We start from the raw sequence: 23,368 nt of genomic DNA on the forward strand, positions 1-23,368 counted from the left end.
AAGCTGCACCCAACAGGCCGCACATATGGATGCAAGCGATCCGGTCAAACCTCACAAAGCTCTTGTGCCACGGGGGCCGTCCACATATGGGTCCCGGCTCTGCGCTTCGCTTGTCCGGGACGACAGCGGAACTTGTGGCAACGGCACCGCGCTATTTCAAATGCGACAGATAGTGCGAGACGGCGGTGATTTCCTCGTCGCTCATGTGATAGGCGACATCGGCCATCGCGGCGACGCCGCCGCCGACGCGCTGGCCAGCTTTGTAGTCGCGCAACGCCTTGACCAGATATTCCTCGCGCTGGCCAGCCAGTCGCGCCACGCCCTTGGTCCCGGCGAAGCTGTCCGTATGGCATGAGGCGCAGCGACGGCCGGCGGAAACTTGCGCACCTTTCTTCGACAGGTCCGGATCGCTGTCCTCCGGTCCCTTCGGCGGCGTCAGCTGCGAGAAATAGGCGCCGAGATTGCGGATGTCCTCATTGGTGATCTCCTCGACGATCGGCTGCATCTGGTCGTTCTTGCGCGAGCCCGCTCGGAAGAACACGAGCTGCCACTGGATGAACTGATCAGGCTGGCCGGCCAGCGAGGGGATGTTCTCGGTCTGCGAAATGCCGTTCTCGCCGTGACAGCCGGAGCAGACGGCTGCCTTCTCCTTGATCGCAGCGTTGTCCGCAGCCTGAGCCGGGACGAATGCGAGCGCTGCAAGCGAAAGCGCGCCGATGGCGTACGAAGAAAACTGGCGGCGCATCGTGGGAATTCCGATCTATCTAGCTCATTCCAGGGCGTGCGAAGCACGAGCTGAGATGCGCAATTGCGCATCTCAGACTCCATAACCCCGATTCGTGGTTATGGGTTCCGGACTTGCGCTGGCGCGCAATCCGGAACGACAGCGTGGCTTTGAAATGAAAGAGACTGCGGCACCTTCCGGCCACCGCAGCCTCGTATCGTACCCGTGCTACTTCTTGCTGTAGCTGATGCGGTAGATCGCGCCGGCCCAGTCGTCCGCGACGAGGATCGAACCATCCTTGTCGAGCAGGATGTCATTGGGACGGCCGAGATAGCCCTGGTCACCCTCGAGCCAGCCGGAGGCGAAGATCTCCTGCTTGGGATTCTTGCCGTCGGGCCCGACGATTACGCGCACGATGCGCGCGCCCTGGTACTTGTGACGATTCCAGGAGCCGTGCTCGGCGATCAGGATGTTGTTCTTGTAATCGGCGGGGAATTGATTGCCGGTGTAGAACTTCATGCCGAGCGGAGCAACATGCGCGCCGAGATTCAGCACCGGCGGCGTGAACTCGGAGCACTTGTGGCCCATGGCGAACTTGTCGTCCGGCAGGTTGCCCTGGTGGCAATAGGGATAACCGAAATGCTCGCCGATCCGGTTGATCATGTTCAGCTTGTCCGAGGGCAGATCATCGCTGATCCAGTCGCGGGCATTCTCGGTGAACCAGAGCTTGCCGGTGCGCGGATCGACGTCGCCGCCGACCGAGTTGCGGACGCCCAGCGCCCAGATTTCGGCATTGCCGGTCTTGGGATCGACACGCCGGATCTGCGACACGCTGGTCGGCGGGATGCCGACGTTGAAGGGAGGTCCGAACGGCAGGAAGAACCAGCCTTCCTTGTCGACCGCGATGTATTTCCAGCCATGCGCGGCATAGGACGGCATGTCGTCATAGACGACCTTGCCGTCGCCAAGCTTGTCGAGATTGGCCTCCGCATTGTCGTAGCGGATCAGCTTGTCGACGGCGATGACGTAGAGCGCGCCGTCCTTGAAGGCGAGACCGGTGGGCATGTTCAGGCCCTTGAGGACGGTCTTGACCTCCTTCTTCCCGTTGTTGTCCTTGATGGCATAGACGTTGCCGAGCCCGAACGAGCCCACGAACAGCGTGCCCTTGTCACCCCAGGCCATCTGCCGCGCGGCCAGCACGCCGGAGGCGTAGACCTCGACCTTGAAGCCTGCCGGCAGCTTGATCTTCTTGACGATGTTGGCGAGCTCGGCATCGGACGCGCCGGTCGGCGGTCCCGAGGGCGGCGCGAGACCCTTCTGCGCCTCGGTCTCGTCGCCGAGGAACCAGTCATCGGGCGGATGGGTCCAGAACTCCTTGGTGCCGGATTCGTATTTCTTCAGCGCCCGGTTCTTGTCCTGCTGCTGCGCATTGCCAGCGCTGGTCCCCGCGAGAAAGGCAACCGCTGCAAGCGCCAGAACGGATTGAAAGACGGATCGATGGAATTTCATCGCGTCACTCCCCTAAGGCAGCCGTCAGGGCTGCGCATTATTTTATTTTGCTAGTCGAGAGGCGAAGTTTTAAGTCCGTCGGCACGACAGACGCAAAAAGGTTAGCACATCTGCGACCGGTGAGAAGCGCGCCGCGTGCGCCGCCGTTGCGCTCCGGAAAAATTGAGACGGAATGTCAACGGACGAACGCCGCGACACCGCTCTCGCTGCAGCGCGGAATCAATTGGCGCGCGGATCGTTCGCAGCCGGCAGGAGGGGGTGGACCTACAAAAACGCGAAAACAACCCCATGCACAGTAGAACGGTTCAAGCGGCTTGCTCCCGGCGAGACCAGACAGACATCTGACGGGTCGAGCAAAACAGCAAATCCGGCGCCTAAGAGGCGACCGGGTAGGGTCCGTCGTCGAACACCGCGTCATGATAGCCCTTCGAGCCGATCTCACGCGCCAGCGGGCTACGGAAATCGCGCTCCGTGCGCAGGCTGTGCAACACATGCGCGAAATCGAATTCCGGCCGCCAGCCCAGCTCGCGCCGCGCGCGTTCGTTGACATAGACACGGTCGATCTCGGGGAGGAGGTTCCAGCCCCGCGCCGCGTAAAGCTGCGCGCAATCCGGGTAGAGCTCGCGCACGACACCGGCCGCATCGCGCGCAAGCGCGGCGAGATGGCGCAGCTCGAACGGGCTGGTGGCGGAGACGATGTAGCGGGCGAAGCCGATCTTCGGGGCGCGTTCGGCGGCGAGCAGATGCGCACTCACGGCGTCCGCGATATCCAGCCGGCGATAGAGCAGCTCGTTGGCCTGCGCGTTCTCCAGCGTGTAAGCCGAGCGCATCGCCGGATCGTCATCCTCTTCCGGAAAGAAGCGCGAGGTCCGCAAGACGACGACCGGCAGGGCGCGCTCGCGATAGAACAGCTCGCACAGGGTCTCCGCCATCAGTTTTGTGGTGCCGTAGATGTTCTTCGGCACCGGCGGCAGATCCTCGGTGACCCAGACCGCCGCCTGCCCGGCCCCGGAGCGGAGCTGCGAGCCGAACGCGCTGGTGGTGCTGGTGAAGACGAAGCTGCGCACGCCGGCGCTCGCCGCCGCCTTGAGCAGGTTGAGCGTGCCGGTGACGTTGGTATCGACGAAGTCCTGCTTGCCGTGGGTTGCCACATGCGGCTTGTGCAGCGTCGCGGTGTGGATGACGGCGTTGACGCCGTGGATCTGGCTGCGCACGAAGCCAGGATCGACGATTGAGCCGACCGCGTCGGTGAAGGGCGAGGGCTTCAGATCGAGCCCGCGCGCTGGGGAACCGCGCCCGCGCAGGGTGCGGAGGATGGCTTCGCCGAGATGGCCGGCACTGCCGGTGACCAGAATTGTCATGTGATCCCAACTGCCCCTATCTGAACGGCGGAAGGACGTTCCGCTGAGGAATTCTGGCGAGGCGCGCTGCCAGCCACCCCTGCGGACGGAACAAAGAGGAAACCAATCGATTGCCAAGCCCGTTCAGTCGATCCTATATTGACCAGGCAATCAGATAGTGACGCAGATGAATATCCCCGTCCTGGTTATGGCAACCGTGAATGCGCCGTATCGCAAGAGGCTGAGCGTGCAGGAGCTTGTTCATTGCCTGCTGGACCACTCTTCCGCGAAGGCCGCCTGCGGTCCGATGTCATCGTTTTTTGGGGATGTCCACCCCGACTTGCAAGTCGCCTTCGCTGAGATGCATGGCATCAGCCACGAGCAATTGGTTGCCGCGGCGAAGGCGTTTGCAGAGTTTTCGGGACAAACCTATCCGCTTGCGGCGTAGCCGGTGAGCGCTCAATCAGATTGGGCGCAACTGTTTCGCATTGCCGTCGCGATGATTCGGCAGGTGAACGCCGAACAAGAAATCATCGATCGTTGGACGTTCGGCGGCGGCACGGCGATGATGCTGCAAATCGATCATCGGATAAGCCACGATGTCGATATCTTTCTCCCGGATCCTCAAGTTCTTCCGTTCCTGGATCCACAGAAGCATGACTTCGATTTCGAGGTCAGACCTACTGACTACAGGGGAGACGGCGCACGCCTCCTGAAGCTTGGCTTCGAATTTGGCGAGATCGATTTCATCGTCGCGCCGTCGCTGACATCCTCACCGACAACGCGAGCAACAGTTGAAGGCGAAGCGGTGTTGCTGGAGACGATCCCAGAGATCATTGCAAAGAAAATCCATTACCGGGGCAAGAGCATTGCCCCGCGCGACATATTTGACATCGCAGCTGGCAGCGAAAAACACGCGGAATCGGTTATCAGGGAGTTGGCCGGCTATCGCGACAGCGTCTCAAATACGCTGGCCACAATCGAAAACCTGAAGCCTGATTTCGTGAGTGCGGCGATCAATCAACTCTCGATCAAAGATCCATATAGGCTGACCGCGGATGTAGCGCTGGAAAGGACCAAAGAGCTCCTGCGCGCTGTATAGCTGGGGTCGGCCACCCTGAATTCCGGATTGGCGCCCAATCCAGCCTTGGGACCTGGAGCAGCCCTCAAAGCCTGGGCCAAAACAGTGCGTCGACTCGCCCCGACGGGAATAGCCCATTCCTTTCGGATGCCTTGGGAAAAATTGGAGCGGGCGAAGGGGCTCGAACCCTCGACCCCGACCTTGGCAAGGTCGTGCTCTACCACTGAGCTACACCCGCATCCTGTGTCGGTCGCGTGACGCGCCGGCAACGGCTGTCGTATGCCAAAAGCGGGAGGGGAATGCAACAGCTACCGGCGACCTAGATTCGGTTCTTGGGGCCCCATATGGAGCCTGAATGCGACCAAATGGCCCGAAACTGCCCCGGAACTGGCGAATCGGCCTCGGTGGATTGAAATTCGGCCGTCCCGGCCCAATTTAGGAGCCGACAGCGAAGCATATGAAATGGCAACGTGCTAAAGACCCGCCATTCCGGACATAGACGAGGGGATCCCCGTGACGATCATCGACCAGGGTAACGGAGCGGCGGGCCCGGCTGCGGCCGGTCTGATCAAGGACACGACCACCCAGACCTTCGTGAAGGACGTCATCGAGGAATCGAAGCGCCAGCCGGTGCTGATCGATTTCTGGGCGGAGTGGTGCGGCCCCTGCAAGCAGCTTACCCCTCTGCTCGAAAAGGCGGTCAAGGCGGCCAAGGGCAAGGTCAAGCTGGTCAAGATGAACATCGACCAGCACCCGGCGATCCCGGGCCAGATGGGCATCCAGTCGATCCCGGCCGTGATCGCCTTCGTCAACGGCCAGCCCGCCGACGGCTTCATGGGCGCGGTGCCCGAGAGCCAGCTCAACGCTTTCATCGAAAAGCTGACCAAGGGCGTGACCGCGCCGGGCGAGCCCAATATCGCCGAGATCCTGCAGGAGGCTGAAGCCGTGCTCGCCGAGGGCGATGCGGCTGCGGCAGCGCAGATCTACGCCGAGGTGCTCCAGCATGATGCCACCAACATCGCGGCGCTCGCGGGCCTCGCAAAATGCTATGCCGTCTCCGGCGCGATGGAGCAGGCCAAGCAGACGCTCGCCATGGTGCCGGAATCCAAGCGCAGCGACCCCGCGGTGAAGGCCGTGCAGACCGCGATCGATCTCGCCGAGCAGGCGCAATCGCTCGGACCGGTCGCCGAGCTGGAACAGAAAGTCGCCGCAAACCCGCTCGATCATCAGGCCCGATTCGACCTCGCGACCGCGCTGAACGCGCAAGGCAATCGTGCGGCCGCTACCGAGCAGCTGCTCGCGATCGTCAAGCGCGACCGCAAATGGAACGACGACGGCGCCCGCAAGCAGCTGGTGCAGTTCTTCGAAGCCTGGGGCGGCACGGATGATGCAACCGTCGAGGGGCGCAAGCGCTTGTCGACGATCCTGTTTTCGTAGGCGCGGTTGACCAAGTCAGCGGGGACCGGGACCAGATGCCGATCAACATCGAATATCGCGGACCCGCCGACCTCCCGGAGATCATTCCGGTGTTTCCGCTGCCGGGCGCGCTGCTGCTGCCCCGCGGCCAGATGCCGCTCAATATCTTCGAGCCGCGCTACCTGTCGATGGTCGATGATTCCTTCCGCGACGGCCATCGCCTGATCGGCATGATCCAGCCTGATGTCGCGCACTCGCCGAAGAATTCCGACAAGCCAACGCTGTTCCGCGTCGGCTGCGTCGGCCGCATCACCCAGCTCGCCGAATCCGGCGATGGCCGCTACATCCTCGAGCTCACCGGCGTTTCGCGCTTCAAGGTGGTCGAGGAGCTCGAGGTGCTCACCGCCTACCGGCAGTGCAAGGTGGATTTCTTCGCCTTCGTCGACGACTTCACCGCGCGCATGGGCGAGGACGAGGTCGACCGCGAGGCGCTGCTGGCCGTGCTGGCGGACTTCCTGAAGGCCAACAATCTCAAGGTTGACTGGGAAGGCGTCGAAAGCGCGCCCAACGAAGCACTCGTCAACGCGCTGGCGATGATGTCGCCCTATGGCCCCGCGGAGAAGCAGGCCATGCTGGAAGCGCCCGACTTGAAGACCCGCGCCGAGATTCTGATCGCGGTCACGGAGATGGATCTCGCCAAGAAGCGCACCAGCGGCGATCCTCCGCTGCAGTGAGGATGCGGGTACTCACGCAGCGCAGACGGCTGCCTGGGTACCTCGCCTCAGCATTTTCGCAATGTTGGATGCAGGCATCGGCCGACCGAAATAGTAGCCTTGCGTTTCGACGCACCCCTCTTCACGGAGGACGTCCAGCTGCTCCTTCGTTTCGACGCCTTCGGCGGTGGTCGTCTTGCCGAGGCTGACTGCGAAGCGAACGACGGCTCGCGCGAGATGGTGCGCGTCCGCCCTTGCGCTGGACAGTTCGTTGACGAAGCTGCGATCGACCTTGACCTTGTCGAACGGAAATCTTTGCAGAAAGCTCAGCGACGAATAGCCGGTGCCGAAGTCGTCCAGGGCGATTCGCACGCCGAGCTCGCGCAGTTGACCAAGTGCCGCGAATACGGCTTCGCTGTCATGCATGATCACCGTCTCGGTGACCTCGAGCTCGAGCCGGTGTGGCGCAATTCCCGAGTTCGCCAGTGCATCGACAATGACCGGAACAAGCTCCTTGCTCCTGAATTGAGCGGGAGACAGGTTGATCGCGATCCTGAGATGGGCAGGCCATTTGGCGGCTTCCGCACACGCCGTCCTCAAGATCCATTCTCCCAGCGGCACGATCAAGCCGGCCTCCTCCGCGAGCGGAATGAATTCGCCGGGCAAGACCAGACCACGCCTCGGGTGATGCCAGCGCAGCAGGGCTTCGAAGCCGCGGATCTCGCCGGTCGCGGTATTGACGAATGGCTGGTAGTGCAGCTCGAATTCGCGACCAGCAAGCGCATCCCGCATGTCGCGCTCCAGGTTGCGTCGCGCATGCATGAGCTGGTCGAGTTCCGGCTCGAAGAAGCGGAATGCGCCACGTCCACCGCTCTTGGCCGAGTAGAGGGCGAGATCTGCGCTCTTCATCAGAACGTCGGAATCACTGCCATCGCGCGGCGCGATGGCAATGCCGATGCTGGTGCCCACCGTGACCCGATGATCGCCGAGATCAAAGGGTTCACAAAGCGCCTTTCTGATGTTCTCGGCGAGGGTGGCGGCCTCGACGGCCGGGTTGGTCACGTAGTCGATCACCGCGAACTCGTCGCCGCCCAGTCGCGCGATCAGCGCGGTTTCCGTGGTGCATTCGCGCAGACGCGCAGAAACGGCGCGCAGCAGGGAATCGCCTGCCGGATGTCCGAGCGTGTCGTTGACTTCCTTGAAGCGATCGAGGTCGAGCATGAGCACGGCCAGATCGACGCCGCCGCCACGCGTAACCGCGATGGCGTGCTCCATCCGCTCCCTGAGCAGCACGCGATTTGGCAGATCGGTCAACGCATCGTGTTGCGCCATATGAGCGATCCTGGCCTCGGACCGGCGTTGCTCGGTGACGTCAAGATGCGTGGCCACCCACCCGCCGCCGGCCATTGGCTGTCGCGTCACGCAGATCAACCGACCATCCGCGAACTCGTCGATTCTGCTCGAGACTGCATTGAACGGCAACGCTGCCAATTTCGACAGGAACTGCTCGGCTGCGCCCTCACTGGTGTCGCTCTTGAGAATGCCGGTCACGACTCGATGCCTGATGATGTCGGCGTGCGGGGTCCCCGTTGTCAGCAGTTCCGGCGGCAACCGATAGAGCTGGGCATAGCGCTCGTTGCAGACCACAAGTCGCTTCTCCGCATCGAACATGCAGAGAGCCTCGACCATGTTGTTGATGGCCGTATCCAGCCTGAGCTTCTGGTCCTGCAGTTCGTTCTGCGAGCCTTCGAGCTGCTGCCGGGCGACCGAAAGCTGGTTGATGATCTCCTCGAACCTGGCGGTCCGGGTCGCCAGGCGACGATCGGCCAGCACGCCGATCAGGCTCATTCCCAGCACGGACAGCGCCACGCCGGCGATAGCAAGCGCGAGAAAGGCCGGAGAAAGCGAAAGGCTATCCGTCGTCGCTCGCGTTGGATCTGGCGTGATCTGCACCGCCCCCATGGCCGTGAAATGATGCGATACGATGGCGAGTGTCAGCAGGACTGCCGCCGCAAGCGTGCCCCGGTAGCCCTGGTACCTGAGCGCGACAGCTAGCGCGGCGCAGCCGAGACACATGCCTAGAATGATCGAGACGAACACGAGGTCCACCGACCAGGCGACTCGACCCGGCACTTCAAGTGCCCACATTCCGAGATAGTGCATGCTGGCAATGCCGCCGCCGATGATGATGCCCCCTGCGATCGCGCGCCACAGGCCGGAGGTGCCGACTGCAACGCCGAAGCCGACCGAGGTCAGGAGCATTGCCGCAGCGAGAGAAAACGCGGTCGGCACGATGCCGTAGCCCGTTGGAACGCCCGGCTCGTAGGCGAGCATCGCGACGAAATGCGTTGCCCAGATGCCGTATCCGATGGCCGCGCCGGCAATCGTGATCCAGATCCACCGCCTTCTTGCGCGCGTCGCGATCGCACGATGAAAGATGCTGACCGCGACAATACTTGCAGCGAAGCAGACCAGACCAGCGAGTACAACGAGCCGCCAATCGTGCTCGACCGCAAGGCAGGAGAAAACGCGGAACATTCAGCAGCGCTCCATCGTCGATTGTTATCGATGGTGGATCGGCTAGACGCCATTCACGTTAATTTTGTGCCGTGCATGATTGCATGCTTACCGGCATGTTAACGGTACTCGTACAACTTGATCTGACGAACGGCCTGAGGCCATGCGGCGACCGTGCCCGAGCGGGGTGCAGGACGCGTGCAACGATCGGCAATGATATTTAGGAATGGCCGCGGATGCGCTTGCGCCCGGTGATCATCGCGCGGACCAGGCTCTCGCGTTGGAGTAGCCCCATCAGCACCACACCGAGCACGTGCAGCACGACCAGGACGATGACCGCATCCGATGAATAATGGTGGGTGTCCTCGACCCACCAGACGCCGAAGAAGGTGGTGGTAACCGACATCGCGCCCGTAATCGTCGAGACGGCGAGCGAGGCCAGCAGCGCGACCAGCATCAGGGTGCCGGCGGGATTGAGCCCGATATAGCGGCCGGTGATGCCGCGGCGCAGATTCCAGAGATAGCTTGGCGCCGCCCGAAGCCTCACTCTGATCATGCGGAAGCGCGAATAGCGACTTCCCCAAAACCCCCAGGCCAGGCGAAAGGCGAGAAGTCCGAGCACCGCATAGCCGACGATGCGATGAGTCCGGTCGTAAACGGTCGGCGTGAACCACGCGGCCAGAACGCTCGCCGCGAGAGCCCAGTGCCAGAGGCGCAGCGGGAGGTCCCAGACCGCGACCGTCCGCGAAGCGGTTCGATCCGCGGGGGTCCGGTCGGACACCCCGCGCGCTTTTGGCATCGCTTCTTCGATCAAGCGAAGACCATCCTCAAGCCTTGCTTTGCGCGGATCAATTCGCGCGGTTTACTTTGCGGTCTACTTGGCGATCGTGTGCTTCAGGCTGAGATCTTCAGGGCTGTAGAACAGCTCGTAAAGCTTGCCTTCCTTGACGCCGTAGACCTCATAGCAGGAGCCTTCGATCTTGGAGCGCCGCACCTCGTAGCCGAGCGCCTTGGCCTTGGCTTCGGCCTCGCTGGCCGGCTTCCATGACGCCTTGTCGAGCTTGGTGCAGTCCTTGAATCCGTCGGCCATAGCCGCCGACCCCATGCCCATTCCAACCGTCAGTGCAATGGCAACAACACGAATGACCTTCACGAACGTCTCCTCCTCTGTCGTGCGCGCTACGCGAGCCGCGAAGCCGGACTGAAGGAAGCAAAGGTGATGGTGAAGTCAATCCGGTACGGGGCCAATTGGATTTAGAGTTGTTCTAACGACCGCCAAAAGATCAGCGCTGTCCGCACGCAGCCCGCCTTCGCAGGGGCGCTGCGGCCTTACGCCTCACGGCCGGGATGAACCGCCGACTTTGCCAATTGCGCTAGGCCGCACTTCGCATTCCGGGTACCTGCGCTGCAGCCAGTCCGCCCAGCGGAGACGCCCGCGCACGCCCTGGCTGACGACAAAGCCTATGCCGCGCGCCTTCGCCTCGGACAGGCCGATTGGCAGGATTTTCCGGTGCAATCTCCTCGCCGCCTGGTATTGCCGGGCGAAGGCAACGAGATCGAGAGCTTCGGGGCCGCCGATCTCCGCACGTATGCCGCGCTGCCCGTCGAACGCGCAAGCCAGCACGTGATCCGCGACGCCCGACGTATCGACGGGATTGAACAGCGCCGTTGGCACAGGCCACACCGGAAGCCAGGCGAGGCCCGCGAGCAAGCGGTCGAGCAGGTAATAGAATGGCATCGCGCGAACGACGGACCAGGACAGCGCAGACGCACGCACCAGCCGTTCGCCGGCGAGCTTGACCCGGGCGTAGGGCAGGGTCGCCTGGTCGAGCCCGACGATCGAAACGTGCAGCAAGTGCCGAACCCCGGCCTCCCCGCAAAGCGACAACAGCCGCTCCGTACCCGCAACATCCACGGCGGAGGGCGATCTAAAGAAGTCCATCGGACGGATGCCGCCCCGCCGTGCGATCGGCGAATCCGTCGCCGCATTGATGACCGTATCGACCTCACGCAGTGCCTCGCGCAAGCCGGCGCCTGTAGCGAGATCGCCGATCGCCCATTCGACATCCGACCGCGCGCCCCGCGACCGCGCGAAAATCCGGACACGATGTCCGTCGCCAAGGAGGCGATCGACGACGTCCTGCCCGAGATGCCCCGTGCCGCCGGTGACGAGTGTCAGTGGCATGCCTCTATTCCCATCGATCCTGCGCAGCGGTTAGACGCCGCGAATGCGTGGTACCGGGTTCGAAGCCCAGGGTCGCAGTCATGCGTGGCTTGTCGTTTCGGCGCTCAGTAGCCGGCGACCGTCATCGCCACGACGGCGCTGAGCGCCATCCAGCCGAAATGCCGGCCGCGCGTGGCCCAGGCATTGGCGAAGGCGGCGAAACCGAGCACGCAGGCGAGCGTGATGACGATCCAGTGCCGCGCGGGCTCGGACGCCATCCAGGGAGTCGCGAGCAGCAAGACGCCGCCGCCGATCCACGCCACGGTCGAGGTCTGCCAGACCAGGCGGATCAGGGTGCGGAGCCGTTCAGGCTCGATGCGGGCATGGGCGAAGACCTTGGTCTCGCCGAGGACGCCATGAATGAGGGCTACGGCGATGGTGGCGAGGCCGGCGGATTGCAGCAAGAGATCACGCATCATCATCTCTCCATACAGTTATGTATGGTGAGATAGGCGCTGGCCTGCGGCCTGTCAATACACTAGTGTATGGTTCGCCTCCGGGAACCCGAGATGACCGAACAGCTCTCCGCCGACGACTGGATCAAGGAAGGTCTCAAGGCGCTCGCCAAAAGCGGCTTCACCGCGCTCAAGGCCGATCCGCTGGCAAAATCCATGGGCGTGTCGCGCGGCAGCTTCTATTGGCATTTCGCCGATCTCGGCGCGTTCCAGGCCGCCGTGCTGAAGCGCTGGCGCGAGATCGCGGCCGAGCAGATCATCGCCGATGTCGAAGCCGCCGGCGACGAACCGCTCAAGGCGCTGCTGCGGAGGTCGTTCGGCGCGCGGCTCGAGCTCGAGCGCGCGGTGCGCAATTGGGCGGCCTTCGATGCGGCCGCGCAAGGGGCCGTGCGCGCAATCGACCGCCGCCGGCTCGACTATATCGAGGGGCTGCTGGAAAAACGCGGGCTCACCCCGGCAACCGCGCAGGCCCGGGCGCAGATCCTGTATTGGACGTTCCTCGGCTTCGCCCTGTCGGGCCCGCCGGTGCCGGCAGCACGGCTCCAGGCCCTGCTCGACGAGGTCCTGACGATGATCGCAGCCTGAGCCCGCGATGGGCGGACGCGAATTTCTGTGCTAGAGGCAAGCGATGCCGGAGACCCCAATGAACGCGCCTACCGAACGTCCCGAAGCCAGCGTCGATCCCAAATTGCTGGAGATTCTGGTCTGCCCGCTGACCAAGGGCCCGCTGGAGTTCGATTCCGCAAAGCAGGAGCTGATCTCGCGCAGCGCCAAGCTGGCTTATCCGATCCGTGACGGCATCCCGATCATGCTGCCGGAAGAGGCAAGAAAGATCGATTGAGGTCGTGGCGACTGCCCCGGATTACGCTTCGCTCCATCCGGGCTACGAAGTTGGTGTGCGATAGCCGCGCAACATCCTCGGTGTCGTCCTGGCGAAAGCCAGGACCCATAGCCACCGAATTGCGTTGTTGTACGCGCTGGTAACTCCGAGTCCTCGCAACACTCTTGCTGCGGAGTATGGATCCCGGCCTTCGCCGGGACGACGACGGGGTGTGTGGCGCCAGCGAAACCTACAACGCCTCGCCCTTCAACAACCTCGGCACCTCGCCCGTCAATCCCGCGGCCTGGCGGATGAAGAGGTTCTTCAGCGGCGGGGCGCGGTCGACGAGGCCGAGGCCGATGTCGCGGACGGTGCGCAGCAGCGTCGACTGGTTGGAGAACAGGAAGTTCAGCGAGTTGGTCGCAACGCCCATCGCCATGGTGTCGAAGCGGCGCCAGCGCTGGTAACGCTCGAGCACGTCGGCGGCGCCGAGATCCATGCCGAGCCGCGCGGCATCAACCACGACTTCGGCCAGCGCCGCGACATCCTTCAGCCCCATGTTGAGGCCCTGGCCCGCGATGGGATGAATGACATGCGCGGCATCGCCGACCAGCGCGAGGCGGGTGGCGATGAAGGAGCGCGCGACGAAATAGGACAGCGGAAACGCGCGCGGCTTGTCGAGCGCCTTCACCTCGCCGAGATGCAGGCCGAAACGCTGCTCGAGCTCGGCGTGAAACTCTTCGTCGCTGAGAGCAATGATGCGCGCGGCCTCAGCTCGCCGCTCGGTCCACACCAGCGACGAGCGTTTTCCCGAGAGCGGCAGGATCGCGAATGGGCCGGCCGGCAGAAAATGCTCTTCGGCGCGGCCCTCGTGATCACGCTCATGGCCGACCGTGACGACGATGCCGGATTGGTCATACTCCCAGCCATGGGTGGCGATGCCGGCGCGCTCGCGCAGCTTTGATCTTGCACCATCGGCGGCAACCAGCAGGCTGGCCGCGATGACGCTGCCGTCCCCGAGCGTCACGTCGATGCCCTCGGCGCGCGCATCGTAGGATGCGACCGTGGTGGCGCGCAGATCGATGCCCTCGGCCTCGGCACGCACCACCAGCGCATCAATCAGGCGGCGGTTCTCGACCATGTGCGCGAAGGGCTCGCCCGGCGCGACATCGCCGGCAAAATTGAGGAAGGCCGGACGAGTGGCATCTTCGAGTTTCGAGTCTGTGACGACCATGTCGAGGATCGGCTGCGCCTCGCTCCTGACGTCGTCCCAGGCGCCGATCGCCTCGAACAGGCGACGGCAGGCGGCCACGATCGCGGTGGCGCGGGGGTCGCGGCTCGGCCGCGTGGCGAGGGCGGGATCGGCGACGATGACGGGAATCTCGGGCCCGAGCCCCTGTCGCAGCGCCAGGGCCAGCGCAAGCCCTGCAAACGCGCCGCCACCAATGACAATGCTACCCTGTACCGACATACCCAAATTCCCGGTCAAATCCTGGTCTTGCTAGCAGACTTGAGGTGGGCGAAACAGTGCGGTGAAACAAGGGCGGAACGGCCCATTGTGTCATTCCGGACCATCCGCCCCGGAACGACGGCGAGAAAGCTCACTCCATGTCCAAAAGCCTGATCGACCTCATTTCGATCCTCGACCTCGAGCAGCTCGAGGTGAATCTGTTCCGCGGCAACAGCCCGAAGACCAGCTGGCAGCGGGTGTTCGGCGGCCAGGTGATCGGGCAGGCGATGGTCGCGGCCTGCCGCACGGTCGAGGGCCGACTGCCGCATTCGCTGCACTGCTATTTCGTCCTGCCGGGCGATCCGCAGATCCCGATCATCTACCAGGTCGAACGCCTGCGCGACGGCAAGAGCTATTCGACCCGCCGCGTCACGGCGATCCAGCACGGCAACGCGATCTTCTCGATCATGGTGTCGTTCCACGCCGAAGAGGAGAGTGCGTTCGACCATCAGGACAAGATGCCCGACGTGCCACCGCCGGAGAAGCTCACCGCGGAGGAGGTGGCTAAGCAGCCCATGTTCAAGGAGATGCCGGACTTCATCCGCCGCTACTATGAATCCGATCGTCCGATCGAGCTGCGTCCGGTCGAGCTCGGCCGTTATTTCGGCCAGAAGATCGACGACGGCCGCATCCACGTCTGGATCAAGACCGCCGCGAAGCTGCCTGACGATCCGGCGCTGCACATGTGCGCGCTCGCCTACGCCTCGGACTTCTCACTGCTGGATGCAATCATGGCACGCTATGGCCGCACGCTGTTCGACAAGCGCATGATGCCGGCCAGCCTCGATCACGCGATGTGGTTTCACCGCCCGTTCCGCGCCGACGAATGGCTGCTCTACGCGCAGGATTCGCCGAGTGCGCGCGGCGGCCGCGGCCTGACCCGCGGCTCGATCTTCAAGCCGGACGGTACGCTGGTCGCCTCTGTCGCGCAGGAAGGCTCCGTGCGCGAACGGAAGTCCTAGGCATTGGCGGCAGTGCTGCGCTCAATGAGCACGAATTGCGTCGTGCCCCAGGTAAAATACCAGCGCAGCAGCCACGGGATCGGAATGATGAAAAGACAGCCGAGGCAAAACGCGACTGTGCGCCAAAGCAGATCAAGACCGGTGGCGGTGAAGACCATCTCGCGGCGCGTCCCGCTGACGTGGCGACAAATCCACCGCGTCCACGCGGCCATGACCCAGGCCCAGCCGATGATCGTGAAGACCGCGAGGAACGTCAAGATCTGCCAGCCGACGAAGCCCCAGACGCTGCCTGTGAACGTCATCCGCATCGGCTGACCGTTCGAGCTGATATTGGCGACCACCCAGCGAATGAGCACCCAGGATAAAACGGCCTGAACTAGCACTCCGAAAATCTGGAGGAGGCTGTCGATATAGCCCAGACAGCCCGCCAGTCCCATCGCGATGAAGACGTACCAGATGTCTCCGACCTGTCCGGTGAAGGCGAGGTTCGGCCGCTGCGGAACGTGCATGCGCGGAAACAGCCAGCGATAATATCCTGTCCCGGTCCAGGGCGACGGGATCACCAGCAGACTGCCGATCATCACCAGGATCCACCATCCCGTGAACGACCAGACCGGCAGGTCCACCGATAGCGGACCGCCGCTGTCGCTGCCCGGACTTCCACCGACCGGCAATGACGGCGGCGCTGCGGCGCCGGAGATGAGGCCCGGCACCTCGCCGGCTTTCTGCCAGCCCGCCATCCCTTCCGCCCAGACCAGCGTATCGGCGCGCACGATGCCCTGGGCGATGAGGTCGCGAAACTGCGGCTCGGGAAACGGCCCCTTCTGCTGGCCGCCCGACGCGTGAAACCAGATGCGGTTCGACATCTTGTCCGTTCGCTACAAGCGGCCAGCAGCCATTACATGGCCGCCTGCGACCCGCGCGGCGCAAGAACGGTCTCCGACGCGAACCAGTTCATGATCCAGCGATACACCCACGGAATCGGGATGATCAGACTGCACAGGATCGCGGCGACGATGCCGCGCCACAGGATGCCAAGACCACTGCCCTTGAACACGATTTCGCGCCGCGTGCCTTCGATGCTGCGGCAGAACCAGCGCATCTGGGCTGCGGCAACCCAGGCCCAACCGACGATGGTGATGATGGAGATCCCGAACAGCAGGCTCCAGCCGATATAGGCCCAGATCGAACCCGTGAAGCTCAAGCCCAGCGGCTGTCCGTTGGAGGCGAGGTTCGCGACCATCCATTTGATCAGGAGCCAGTAGAGGACGATCTGGACGATGAAGAGCAGATTGCTCAGCAGCTGGCTGCCGACGAAGGCGAGCGCGATGGCGAGAACGATGAAGCCGAAATACCACGGCACCAGCGTCATCGCGCTGCCGGTGAAGCTGAGGTTCGGCCGCCCCGGGACCTTGACGCAGGACACGATCCATTGCGTGTACCAGACGAACGCCCACGGCGCCGGAATGACGAAGATCATTCCGATCATCAAGACGATGCTGCGCCAGGTGAACTCGAGGACGCCGAAATCGACCGCCAGCGATCCCGCCACTCCGCCTCCGCCGCCGGCATAACCACCGGAGCCCATCATCGGCGGACCGCCCGCCGGGATCATCGGCGGCGCGCCGCCGCCCCCGACCAGACCGGGGATTTCGGCGGCCTTCTGCCAGCCGGCCATGCCCTCGGTCCACACCAGCGTATCCGGGCGCACGACGCCCTGGGCGACGAGATCGCGGAATTGCCCTTCCGGAAAGGGCCCCTGCTGCTTGCCCTCGGATGCGTAGAACCAACTCGCCATGAAGCGTCCCCTCAAAATACTTATGTACCGCTTGGCAGGCGCGGGTTCACCGCATCCATGCCAAAAATGCATTGTGAAGGATGAACGGATGCCCTGTACAGAGGCGGCCGTTCATAAGCTCAAACGTTTTTCCGCTTCAGTCTGCAACTTTTTTGTGCCATTTGCCCGGAAAGATGCCAGATTGACGCTGCGCCGGGGACATACGGCGCGGCGCATCCCGGGGAATAGGCCTGACCATGAAACTCGTCGTCGCGATCATCAAACCTTTCAAGCTCGATGAGGTCCGCCAGGCCCTGACGGCGATCGGCGTCCACGGCATGACCGTGACCGAGGTGAAGGGTTATGGCCGGCAAAAGGGCCACACCGAAATCTATCGCGGCGCCGAATATGTCGTGAACTTCCTGCCGAAGCTGCGCATCGAGATCGCGGTCGCCTCCGACGTCGCCGACAAGGCGGTCGCCGTGATCACCTCGACCGCGCGCACCGGGCAGATCGGCGACGGCAAGATCTTCGTCACGCCGATCGACCACGCGCTGCGCATCCGCACCGGCGAGACCGACAGCGACGCGCTCTAGATCTTAGTTTTTGACGCGTTTTCTTCACGCGAACCGATATCCACTTCGCTTGAAAACGCTTTGATCTTCTTCGATCGCACCGGGCAACGACGCCACAATGTGCGACGCCAATTGATGCCGGGGGGAACGACATGGCGGGATATTTGCGCCGCGCAGCTGCCATGGCTGCGCCGATCGGACTTGTGTCGATCATGGCTTCGCCGGCGCGCGCCGCGGCCTCCGAGATCAACACGGCCGACACCGCCTGGATGATCGTCGCCACCGCGCTGGTGCTGATGATGACGATCCCGGGCCTGGCGCTGTTCTATTCCGGCATGGTGCGCAAGAAGAACGTGCTCGCCACCATGGCGCAGAGCCTCGCCGCGGTGACTTTGATCTCCATTCTCTGGGTCGCGTTCGGCTATTCGCTGTGCTTCGTCGGCGACGGCCCGTGGATCGGCACGCTCGACCGCTGGTTTCTCGCCGGCATGACCATGGACAGCGTCAACCCGGCCGCGAAGACCATCCCGGAAGCGCTGTTCATGCTGTATCAGATGACGTTTGCCATCATCACGGTGGCGCTGGTCGCGGGCTCGGTTGCGGACCGGATGCGGTTCTCCGCCTATCTCCTGTTCTCCGTCGCCTGGTTCATCTTCGTCTACATTCCGCTGGCGCATTGGGTGTGGGGCGGCGGCTTCCTCGCCAGCATGGGCGTCTTGGATTTCGCCGGCGGTCTCGTGGTGCATCTGTCGGCCGGCACCGGCGGCCTCGTTGCGGCAAAGGTGATGGGGCGCCGTCACGGCTACGGCACCGAAAATCTCTCGCCGTTCGATCTTTCGCTCGCGGTGATGGGCACCGGCCTGTTGTGGGTCGGCTGGTTCGGCTTCAACGGCGGCTCGGCGGGCGCGGCCAATTCACGCGCCGTAATGGCGATCATCGCGACCCATCTTGCCGCCTGCTCCGGCGCGCTGACCTGGGGCGCGATCGAGTGGTCGACGCGGCGCAAGCCGTCCGTGCTCGGCATGATTTCCGGCGCGGTGGCCGGGCTCGGCACCATCACGCCGGCCTCCGGCTTCGTCGCACCCTGGCACGGCATCGTCATCGGCATCATTGCGGGGGCGGTTTGCTATTGGGCCTGCACCTGGCTGAAGCATCGCTTCAACTATGACGATTCGCTCGACGTGTTCGGCGTCCACGGCATCGGCGGCCTGACCGGAACCCTGCTCGCCGGCGTGTTCGCAACCAGCGCCATCGGCGGCACCGCCGGCCTGCTGGAGGGCCACCCGCAGCAGCTCCTGATCCAGTTCTATGGCGTCGCCGTCACCTTCGTCTGGTCGGCTGGCCTGAGCTTCATCTTGCTCAAGCTGGTCGGCCTGTTCGTGCCCTTGCGCGTATCCCGTGAGCACGAACTCGAGGGGCTCGATATTTCGCAGCACGGCGAAGCCCTGCAATAAGCGGGACGCTACTTAATTACCTCTACCCTGCCCGACGCATGAGCAATATTGTGTCGGCAGCCTGTCATGCTCGCATTTTGAGCAGGCATGACCACGTTTTGGGCGCGACGGAATAGCGCACTGCACCGCAATACGCGTTCATCGCGAAAACACCCGTTTTCATAGCCCGTTAGGCAACGCGCCCGATCTGGCACGGCATTTGATTCTAAGGGTCCAGGCTGTGCCCGCGTAGTGAACTTTCTCCCTCGTGGCGAACCAGTCGAGAACGCCCGGCCACGTCCGGACCGGGCCCAAGCGGGGATAGGACCCATGAAAATTGTTATGGCGATTATCAAGCCATTCAAGCTGGAAGAAGTCCGTGACGCCCTGACCGCCATCGGCGTTCACGGTCTCACGGTGACGGAAGTCAAGGGATATGGCCGCCAGAAGGGCCATACGGAAATCTATCGCGGCGCCGAATATGCCGTGAGCTTCCTGCCCAAGATCAAGATCGAGGTCGCTGTCGCCTCCGACCAGGTCGACAAGACCATCGACGCCATCACGTCCGCCGCGAAAACCGGACAGATCGGCGACGGCAAGATCTTCGTCATCAACCTCGACCACGCGGTGCGCATCCGCACCGGCGAGGCCGATGCCGCGGCCCTTTGATTTCGCGCTCAACCTTTATCCAATCAGGAGTGAATAATATGACGTTCAAGCGTCCCTATGGCGCGGGATTGGCGGCTCTCGCAGTCGGCCTGTTCGCTGCGACCGCGGCCTACGCCGAGCCAACGGTCAACAAGGGAGACAACGCCTGGATGCTGACATCGACAGTGCTGGTGCTGTTGATGACGATCCCCGGCCTCGCGCTGTTCTACGGCGGTCTCGTCCGTTCCAAGAACATGCTCTCCGTCCTGATGCAGGTGTTCTACACCGTCTGCGTCGTCACCGTGATCTGGGCCGTGTACGGCTACAGCCTCACCTTCACCGGCGGTTCCGACTTCATCGGCGGCTTCTCCAAGGCCTTCATGATGGGCGTCACCACCGATACGAAGGCCGCGACCTTCTCGGTCGACGCCAACATCTCGGAGCTCATCTATGTGTGCTTCCAGATGACCTTCGCGGCGATCACGCCCGCCCTCATCGTCGGCGCCTTCGCCGAGCGCATGAAGTTCTCGGCGATCGCCCTGTTCATCCCGCTCTGGGTCACGCTGATTTACTTCCCGATCGCGCACATGGTCTGGTACTGGCAGGGTCCGGACCTGATCCAGGATGCGGCCAAGGCGCTCGCTGCCGCCACTGATGCGGCCGCGAAGACCGCGGCGCAGGCCAAGCTCGACGAGATTAATGCCGACGCCGGCTGGATCTTCAAGAAGGGCGCGATCGACTTCGCGGGCGGCACCGTGGTGCACATCAACGCCGGCATCGCAGGCCTCGTCGGCGCTCTCCTGATCGGCAAGCGCGTCGGCTACGGCAAGGAGCTGATGGCCCCGCACTCGCTGACCATGTCGATGATCGGCGCCTCGCTGCTCTGGGTCGGCTGGTTCGGCTTCAACGCCGGCTCCAACCTCGAAGCCAACGGCGGCGCCGCCCTCGCCATGACCAACTCCTTCGTCGCCACCGCAGCCGCCGCGCTGTCGTGGATGTTCGCGGAGTGGATCATCAAGGGTCACCCGTCGGTGCTCGGCGTCATCTCCGGCGCTGTCGCGGGCCTCGTCGCGGTCACCCCTGCGGCCGGCTACTCCGGCGTCATGGGCGCGATCGTCCTCGGCCTCATCGTCGGCGTGGTCTGCCTGTTCTTCTGCACCGTCGTGAAGAACGCGCTCGGCTACGATGACAGCCTCGATGTGTTCGGCGTGCACTGCGTCGGCGGCATCGTCGGCGCCATCGGCACCGGCATCCTCGTCAACCCCGCCCTCGGTGGCGCTGGCGTCATGGACTACACCGCGATCCCGCCGAAGGTCGGCGACTACGACTTCGCGGCGCAGATGATGTCCCAGATCTGGGGCGTCGGCACCACGCTGGTGTGGTCGGGCATCGGTTCGGCGATCCTCTACAAGGTCGTCGACGTGATCGTTGGCCTGCGGACCAATGTCGAGAGCGAGCGTGAAGGCCTCGACATCACCGAGCACACCGAGCGCGCCTACAACATGTAAGTCTCCTCCCAGGCGTGGTCTCCCCGGAGACCACGTCCAGAACTACGGTTCGGGCACATACCCGGCAATGCCCTGACCGTTGAGGGGCTCCAGCGCAAGCTGGAGCCCCTTTCTTTTTGGCAGGGTGGTTTTTGATTTCACAGCCAAGAAAAGGATTGCCATTCCGCACCGCCGGCGCAGAAATATCGACCATAAGAAACAATAATCGGGGAGGTCGTCATGCGCTTGGAAGGCGGATGCTATTGCGGCGAAGTGCGTTACAAAGCCGAAGGTGATCCGATGATGCAGGCCCAGTGTCATTGCCGCGAGTGCCAGTACATCTCGGGCGGCGCACCCAACACCTTCATCGCGATGCCGGCGGCCGGCTTCAGCTACATCACGGGCCAGCCCAAGCAATTCACGCGCAAGGATCTCGAACGCGCCGTCACGCGCGAATTCTGCGCCGAGTGCGGCACGCATCTGGTGACCAAGGTTCCGGGACTGCCGGCGGTGGTCGTGAAAGTCGGCACGCTGGATGATCCGACCCAGTTCCATCCGCAGATGGCGATCTACACCTGCGACATCCAGGAATTCCATGCGATCCCGGCCGGCATGAAGACGTTCGAGAAGCTGCCGGGGCGCTGAAGTTCGAATCAAACCAAGGTGACGGTGCGCTCCCTCTCCAGCTTGCGGGGGAGGGCGGGGTGGGGGTGCCTCCGCGGGCGAGAACCCCAAGAGGAGAGAGCCCTCACCCGGCGCTACGCGCCGACCTCTCCCGCAAGCGGGAGAGGTTGGGGGCCTCGCATCCCGTTGTTATCCGGCCTCATTATTCCTGCTCTGGACGGACCCGCCCGCCGATGGTTAATCGCGTCTTAACCTCGCCCTATCTATGGTGAACTGAACCGCTTCCCGCCGGGGCCTTCGCGCGACCGGCTGTTCCGAGAGTGCTGGCGCCCAGAATGGTCATGACCGCTTCATCCCGTGCGCCACAGGCCAGTGGAAGCTCCGATACCGGACGCTCGCCCTTCGTCCGGCTGAACGAGCTGCTGGCGCCGCATCAACCCGGCAAGCCTTTGATTTCGCTCGCGGTCGGCGAGCCGCAGCACCCCGTGCCTGATTTCGTCGGCCCGGTGCTGGCCAAGCATATCGCCGATTTCGGCCGCTATCCGATGAACCAGGGCACCGACCCGTTCCGCCAGGCCGCGAGCGCCTGGCTGTCGGCGCGCTTCAAGCTGCCGCGACCGCTCGACCCCAAGAGCGAGATGCTCGTCCTCAATGGCAGCCGCGAGGGGCTGTTCCTCGCCGCGATCGCGGCCGTCCGCTATGTCGGCCCGCGCCCCGGCAAACCGGCGATCCTGATGCCGAACCCGTTCTATCCGGTCTACGGCGCCGGCGCGGGTGCTGCAGCGTGCGAGCCGGTCTATCTGCCGACCACGGTCGAGAACGGCTTCCTGCCTGACCTAGATGCCATCGACGAGGCGACGCTGGCGCGCACGGTGGCGTTCTATCTGGCCTCGCCGGCCAATCCGCAGGGCTCGGTCGCCTCGCGCGACTACTTCACGCGCCTGAAGAGCCTCGCCGATCGCTATGGCTTCATGATCCTCAGCGACGAATGCTATTCGGAGATCTATACCCGCGAAGCGCCGGGCAGTGCGCTCGAATGCGCCGGCCCCGATTTCACCCGCGTGGCTGCGTTCCAGTCACTGTCGAAGCGCTCCAACCTGCCGGGCCTGCGCGTCGGCTTTGCCGCCGGCGACAAGAAATTCATCGGCATGTTCCTGGAGCTGCGCAACATCGCGGCGCCGCAGGTGCCGGTGCCGCTCCAGCATGTCGCGACCTTTGCTTATGGCGACGAGGCGCATGTCGAGGAGAACCGCCGGCTCTACCGGATCAAGTTCGATCTCGCCGACCAGATCATCGGCAACCGCTACGGCTATCGCCGGCCTGATGCCGGCTTCTGCGTCTGGCTCAACACGTCCGAGATCGGCGACGACGTGTCCGTGTGTCTGAAATTGTTCAAGGAAGCAGGCGTGCGCGTGGTGCCCGGCAGCTTTTTGGCGCGGCAACAGCCCGACGGCTTCAATCCCGGTGCAGGCTATATTCGCCTGGCGCTGGTGCAGGATGGCGAGACCACGGCGCAGGCGTTGCACCGGCTGGTCGAGACTCTGGGTTAGGCG

General features: G+C 63.6%; 24 protein-coding genes and 1 tRNA gene. 13 read left to right on the plus strand and 12 right to left on the minus strand.

Going from position 1 to position 23,368, the window contains the following annotated elements:
• Nucleotides 1-151: 151 nt before the first annotated feature.
• From GGD66_RS26075 to GGD66_RS26085, 3 genes are all read right to left on the minus strand, one after another.
• On the minus strand, nucleotides 152-745 hold the full coding sequence (locus GGD66_RS26075; RefSeq protein ID WP_183231041.1) for a cytochrome c: 594 nt from the start codon (nucleotides 743-745) through the stop codon (nucleotides 152-154).
• A gap of 207 nt (nucleotides 746-952) precedes the next feature.
• A complete protein-coding gene (locus GGD66_RS26080; RefSeq protein WP_183259429.1) occupies nucleotides 953-2,233 on the minus strand; it encodes a sorbosone dehydrogenase family protein in 1,281 nt (426 codons plus the stop codon).
• A gap of 374 nt (nucleotides 2,234-2,607) precedes the next feature.
• Complete coding sequence (locus tag GGD66_RS26085; protein WP_183259430.1) at nucleotides 2,608-3,594, minus strand: NAD(P)-dependent oxidoreductase; 987 nt, start codon at nucleotides 3,592-3,594, stop codon at nucleotides 2,608-2,610.
• 166 nt (nucleotides 3,595-3,760) lie between these two features.
• Here GGD66_RS26085 and GGD66_RS26090 point away from each other — a divergent pair, with 166 nt between their 5' ends.
• Nucleotides 3,761-4,021, plus strand: coding sequence for a hypothetical protein (locus GGD66_RS26090; RefSeq protein ID WP_018323579.1), 261 nt, complete (start codon nucleotides 3,761-3,763; stop codon nucleotides 4,019-4,021).
• 3 nt (nucleotides 4,022-4,024) lie between these two features.
• A complete protein-coding gene (locus tag GGD66_RS26095) occupies nucleotides 4,025-4,675 on the plus strand; it encodes a nucleotidyl transferase AbiEii/AbiGii toxin family protein (RefSeq protein WP_312014186.1) in 651 nt (216 codons plus the stop codon).
• Between the two features lie 142 nt (nucleotides 4,676-4,817).
• Here the strand turns inward: GGD66_RS26095 and GGD66_RS26100 are convergent.
• Nucleotides 4,818-4,892, minus strand: a tRNA-Gly gene (locus tag GGD66_RS26100).
• A 275-nt stretch (nucleotides 4,893-5,167) separates the two neighbouring features.
• Here GGD66_RS26100 and trxA point away from each other — a divergent pair.
• Both trxA and GGD66_RS26110 read left to right on the plus strand, forming a co-directional pair.
• On the plus strand, nucleotides 5,168-6,091 hold the full coding sequence (gene trxA, locus GGD66_RS26105; RefSeq protein WP_183259431.1) for a thioredoxin: 924 nt from the start codon (nucleotides 5,168-5,170) through the stop codon (nucleotides 6,089-6,091).
• 35 nt (nucleotides 6,092-6,126) lie between these two features.
• Nucleotides 6,127-6,804 carry an LON peptidase substrate-binding domain-containing protein gene (locus GGD66_RS26110; protein ID WP_018323574.1) on the plus strand — a complete coding sequence of 226 codons (678 nt, stop codon included), beginning with the start codon at nucleotides 6,127-6,129 and terminating at the stop codon, nucleotides 6,802-6,804.
• Between the two features lie 12 nt (nucleotides 6,805-6,816).
• On the opposite strand, the gene GGD66_RS26115 is transcribed toward GGD66_RS26110, so the two are convergent.
• The 5 genes from GGD66_RS26115 to GGD66_RS26135 all read right to left on the minus strand — a co-directional run bounded on the left by GGD66_RS26115 (nucleotide 6,817) and on the right by GGD66_RS26135 (nucleotide 11,940).
• Nucleotides 6,817-9,321: an EAL domain-containing protein gene (locus GGD66_RS26115; protein ID WP_183259432.1), complete on the minus strand. Its 2,505-nt coding sequence runs from the start codon at nucleotides 9,319-9,321 to the stop codon at nucleotides 6,817-6,819.
• 199 nt (nucleotides 9,322-9,520) lie between these two features.
• A complete protein-coding gene (locus GGD66_RS26120; protein WP_177236832.1) occupies nucleotides 9,521-10,114 on the minus strand; it encodes a cytochrome b/b6 domain-containing protein in 594 nt (197 codons plus the stop codon).
• Nucleotides 10,115-10,174: 60 nt separating this feature from the next.
• A complete protein-coding gene (locus GGD66_RS26125) occupies nucleotides 10,175-10,453 on the minus strand; it encodes a PepSY domain-containing protein (protein WP_018323571.1) in 279 nt (92 codons plus the stop codon).
• 183 nt (nucleotides 10,454-10,636) lie between these two features.
• Entirely contained in the window at nucleotides 10,637-11,485 is an 849-nt protein-coding gene (locus GGD66_RS26130; protein ID WP_183259433.1) for an SDR family oxidoreductase, read from the minus strand.
• A 104-nt stretch (nucleotides 11,486-11,589) separates the two neighbouring features.
• Nucleotides 11,590-11,940 carry a hypothetical protein gene (locus tag GGD66_RS26135; RefSeq protein ID WP_092251900.1) on the minus strand — a complete coding sequence of 117 codons (351 nt, stop codon included), beginning with the start codon at nucleotides 11,938-11,940 and terminating at the stop codon, nucleotides 11,590-11,592.
• 93 nt (nucleotides 11,941-12,033) lie between these two features.
• On the opposite strand from GGD66_RS26135, the gene GGD66_RS26140 reads away from it, so the two are divergent.
• Both GGD66_RS26140 and GGD66_RS26145 read left to right on the plus strand, forming a co-directional pair.
• The gene (locus GGD66_RS26140; protein WP_177236833.1) at nucleotides 12,034-12,564 is read left to right on the plus strand and encodes a TetR/AcrR family transcriptional regulator; all 531 of its coding nucleotides are present in this window, start codon (nucleotides 12,034-12,036) and stop codon (nucleotides 12,562-12,564) included.
• A gap of 58 nt (nucleotides 12,565-12,622) precedes the next feature.
• Nucleotides 12,623-12,820: a Trm112 family protein gene (locus GGD66_RS26145; protein WP_007598651.1), complete on the plus strand. Its 198-nt coding sequence runs from the start codon at nucleotides 12,623-12,625 to the stop codon at nucleotides 12,818-12,820.
• Nucleotides 12,821-13,049: 229 nt separating this feature from the next.
• Here GGD66_RS26145 and GGD66_RS26150 read toward each other — a convergent pair whose 3' ends face one another.
• Entirely contained in the window at nucleotides 13,050-14,270 is a 1,221-nt protein-coding gene (locus tag GGD66_RS26150; protein WP_183259434.1) for a ubiquinone biosynthesis hydroxylase, read from the minus strand.
• A gap of 137 nt (nucleotides 14,271-14,407) precedes the next feature.
• On the opposite strand from GGD66_RS26150, the gene tesB reads away from it, so the two are divergent.
• Nucleotides 14,408-15,271, plus strand: coding sequence for an acyl-CoA thioesterase II (tesB, locus tag GGD66_RS26155; protein WP_183259435.1), 864 nt, complete (start codon nucleotides 14,408-14,410; stop codon nucleotides 15,269-15,271).
• Here the strand turns inward: tesB and GGD66_RS26160 are convergent.
• Together GGD66_RS26160 and GGD66_RS26165 are read right to left on the minus strand one after the other, a co-directional pair.
• Nucleotides 15,268-16,137 carry a DUF4339 domain-containing protein gene (locus tag GGD66_RS26160; protein WP_183259436.1) on the minus strand — a complete coding sequence of 290 codons (870 nt, stop codon included), beginning with the start codon at nucleotides 16,135-16,137 and terminating at the stop codon, nucleotides 15,268-15,270. The two genes, tesB and GGD66_RS26160, sit on opposite strands and share 4 nt — an antisense overlap.
• Nucleotides 16,138-16,169: 32 nt before the next feature.
• Nucleotides 16,170-17,069 carry a DUF4339 domain-containing protein gene (locus GGD66_RS26165; RefSeq protein WP_183259437.1) on the minus strand — a complete coding sequence of 300 codons (900 nt, stop codon included), beginning with the start codon at nucleotides 17,067-17,069 and terminating at the stop codon, nucleotides 16,170-16,172.
• Nucleotides 17,070-17,305: 236 nt separating this feature from the next.
• Between GGD66_RS26165 and GGD66_RS26170 the strand changes: the two genes are divergently transcribed.
• The 6 genes from GGD66_RS26170 to GGD66_RS26195 all read left to right on the plus strand — a co-directional run bounded on the left by GGD66_RS26170 (nucleotide 17,306) and on the right by GGD66_RS26195 (nucleotide 23,365).
• A complete protein-coding gene (locus GGD66_RS26170) occupies nucleotides 17,306-17,644 on the plus strand; it encodes a P-II family nitrogen regulator (RefSeq protein ID WP_018323564.1) in 339 nt (112 codons plus the stop codon).
• Between the two features lie 131 nt (nucleotides 17,645-17,775).
• Entirely contained in the window at nucleotides 17,776-19,077 is a 1,302-nt protein-coding gene (locus tag GGD66_RS26175; RefSeq protein WP_179732458.1) for an ammonium transporter, read from the plus strand.
• 309 nt (nucleotides 19,078-19,386) lie between these two features.
• Nucleotides 19,387-19,725, plus strand: a complete 339-nt coding sequence (locus tag GGD66_RS26180; protein ID WP_008142813.1) for a P-II family nitrogen regulator — start codon at nucleotides 19,387-19,389, stop codon at nucleotides 19,723-19,725.
• 38 nt (nucleotides 19,726-19,763) lie between these two features.
• A complete protein-coding gene (locus GGD66_RS26185) occupies nucleotides 19,764-21,212 on the plus strand; it encodes an ammonium transporter (RefSeq protein ID WP_018323562.1) in 1,449 nt (482 codons plus the stop codon).
• Between the two features lie 219 nt (nucleotides 21,213-21,431).
• A complete protein-coding gene (locus GGD66_RS26190) occupies nucleotides 21,432-21,836 on the plus strand; it encodes a GFA family protein (RefSeq protein WP_179732460.1) in 405 nt (134 codons plus the stop codon).
• 314 nt (nucleotides 21,837-22,150) lie between these two features.
• A complete protein-coding gene (locus GGD66_RS26195; RefSeq protein ID WP_183259438.1) occupies nucleotides 22,151-23,365 on the plus strand; it encodes an aminotransferase class I/II-fold pyridoxal phosphate-dependent enzyme in 1,215 nt (404 codons plus the stop codon).
• Nucleotides 23,366-23,368 lie beyond the last annotated feature (3 nt).

Source organism: Bradyrhizobium sp. CIR48 (assembly GCF_014198315.1).
Lineage (GTDB): Bacteria > Pseudomonadota > Alphaproteobacteria > Rhizobiales > Xanthobacteraceae > Bradyrhizobium.

Bases quoted from the DNA above. Each gene is read 5' to 3' on its own strand.
- GGD66_RS26075 (WP_183231041.1), bottom strand. From the start codon at position 745: ATGCGCCGCCAGTTTTCTTCGTACGCCATCGGCGCGCTTTCGCTTGCA.
- GGD66_RS26080 (WP_183259429.1), bottom strand. From the start codon at position 2,233: ATGAAATTCCATCGATCCGTCTTTCAATCCGTTCTGGCGCTTGCAGCG.
- GGD66_RS26085 (WP_183259430.1), bottom strand. From the start codon at position 3,594: ATGACAATTCTGGTCACCGGCAGTGCCGGCCATCTCGGCGAAGCCATC.
- GGD66_RS26090 (WP_018323579.1), top strand. From the start codon at position 3,761: ATGAATATCCCCGTCCTGGTTATGGCAACCGTGAATGCGCCGTATCGC.
- GGD66_RS26110 (WP_018323574.1), top strand. From the start codon at position 6,127: ATGCCGATCAACATCGAATATCGCGGACCCGCCGACCTCCCGGAGATC.
- GGD66_RS26115 (WP_183259432.1), bottom strand. From the start codon at position 9,321: ATGTTCCGCGTTTTCTCCTGCCTTGCGGTCGAGCACGATTGGCGGCTC.
- GGD66_RS26130 (WP_183259433.1), bottom strand. From the start codon at position 11,485: ATGCCACTGACACTCGTCACCGGCGGCACGGGGCATCTCGGGCAGGAC.
- GGD66_RS26135 (WP_092251900.1), bottom strand. From the start codon at position 11,940: ATGCGTGATCTCTTGCTGCAATCCGCCGGCCTCGCCACCATCGCCGTA.
- GGD66_RS26140 (WP_177236833.1), top strand. From the start codon at position 12,034: ATGACCGAACAGCTCTCCGCCGACGACTGGATCAAGGAAGGTCTCAAG.
- GGD66_RS26145 (WP_007598651.1), top strand. From the start codon at position 12,623: ATGAACGCGCCTACCGAACGTCCCGAAGCCAGCGTCGATCCCAAATTG.
- GGD66_RS26150 (WP_183259434.1), bottom strand. From the start codon at position 14,270: ATGTCGGTACAGGGTAGCATTGTCATTGGTGGCGGCGCGTTTGCAGGG.
- tesB (WP_183259435.1), top strand. From the start codon at position 14,408: ATGTCCAAAAGCCTGATCGACCTCATTTCGATCCTCGACCTCGAGCAG.
- GGD66_RS26160 (WP_183259436.1), bottom strand. From the start codon at position 16,137: ATGTCGAACCGCATCTGGTTTCACGCGTCGGGCGGCCAGCAGAAGGGG.
- GGD66_RS26165 (WP_183259437.1), bottom strand. From the start codon at position 17,069: ATGGCGAGTTGGTTCTACGCATCCGAGGGCAAGCAGCAGGGGCCCTTT.
- GGD66_RS26170 (WP_018323564.1), top strand. From the start codon at position 17,306: ATGAAACTCGTCGTCGCGATCATCAAACCTTTCAAGCTCGATGAGGTC.
- GGD66_RS26175 (WP_179732458.1), top strand. From the start codon at position 17,776: ATGGCGGGATATTTGCGCCGCGCAGCTGCCATGGCTGCGCCGATCGGA.
- GGD66_RS26180 (WP_008142813.1), top strand. From the start codon at position 19,387: ATGAAAATTGTTATGGCGATTATCAAGCCATTCAAGCTGGAAGAAGTC.
- GGD66_RS26185 (WP_018323562.1), top strand. From the start codon at position 19,764: ATGACGTTCAAGCGTCCCTATGGCGCGGGATTGGCGGCTCTCGCAGTC.
- GGD66_RS26190 (WP_179732460.1), top strand. From the start codon at position 21,432: ATGCGCTTGGAAGGCGGATGCTATTGCGGCGAAGTGCGTTACAAAGCC.
- GGD66_RS26195 (WP_183259438.1), top strand. From the start codon at position 22,151: ATGGTCATGACCGCTTCATCCCGTGCGCCACAGGCCAGTGGAAGCTCC.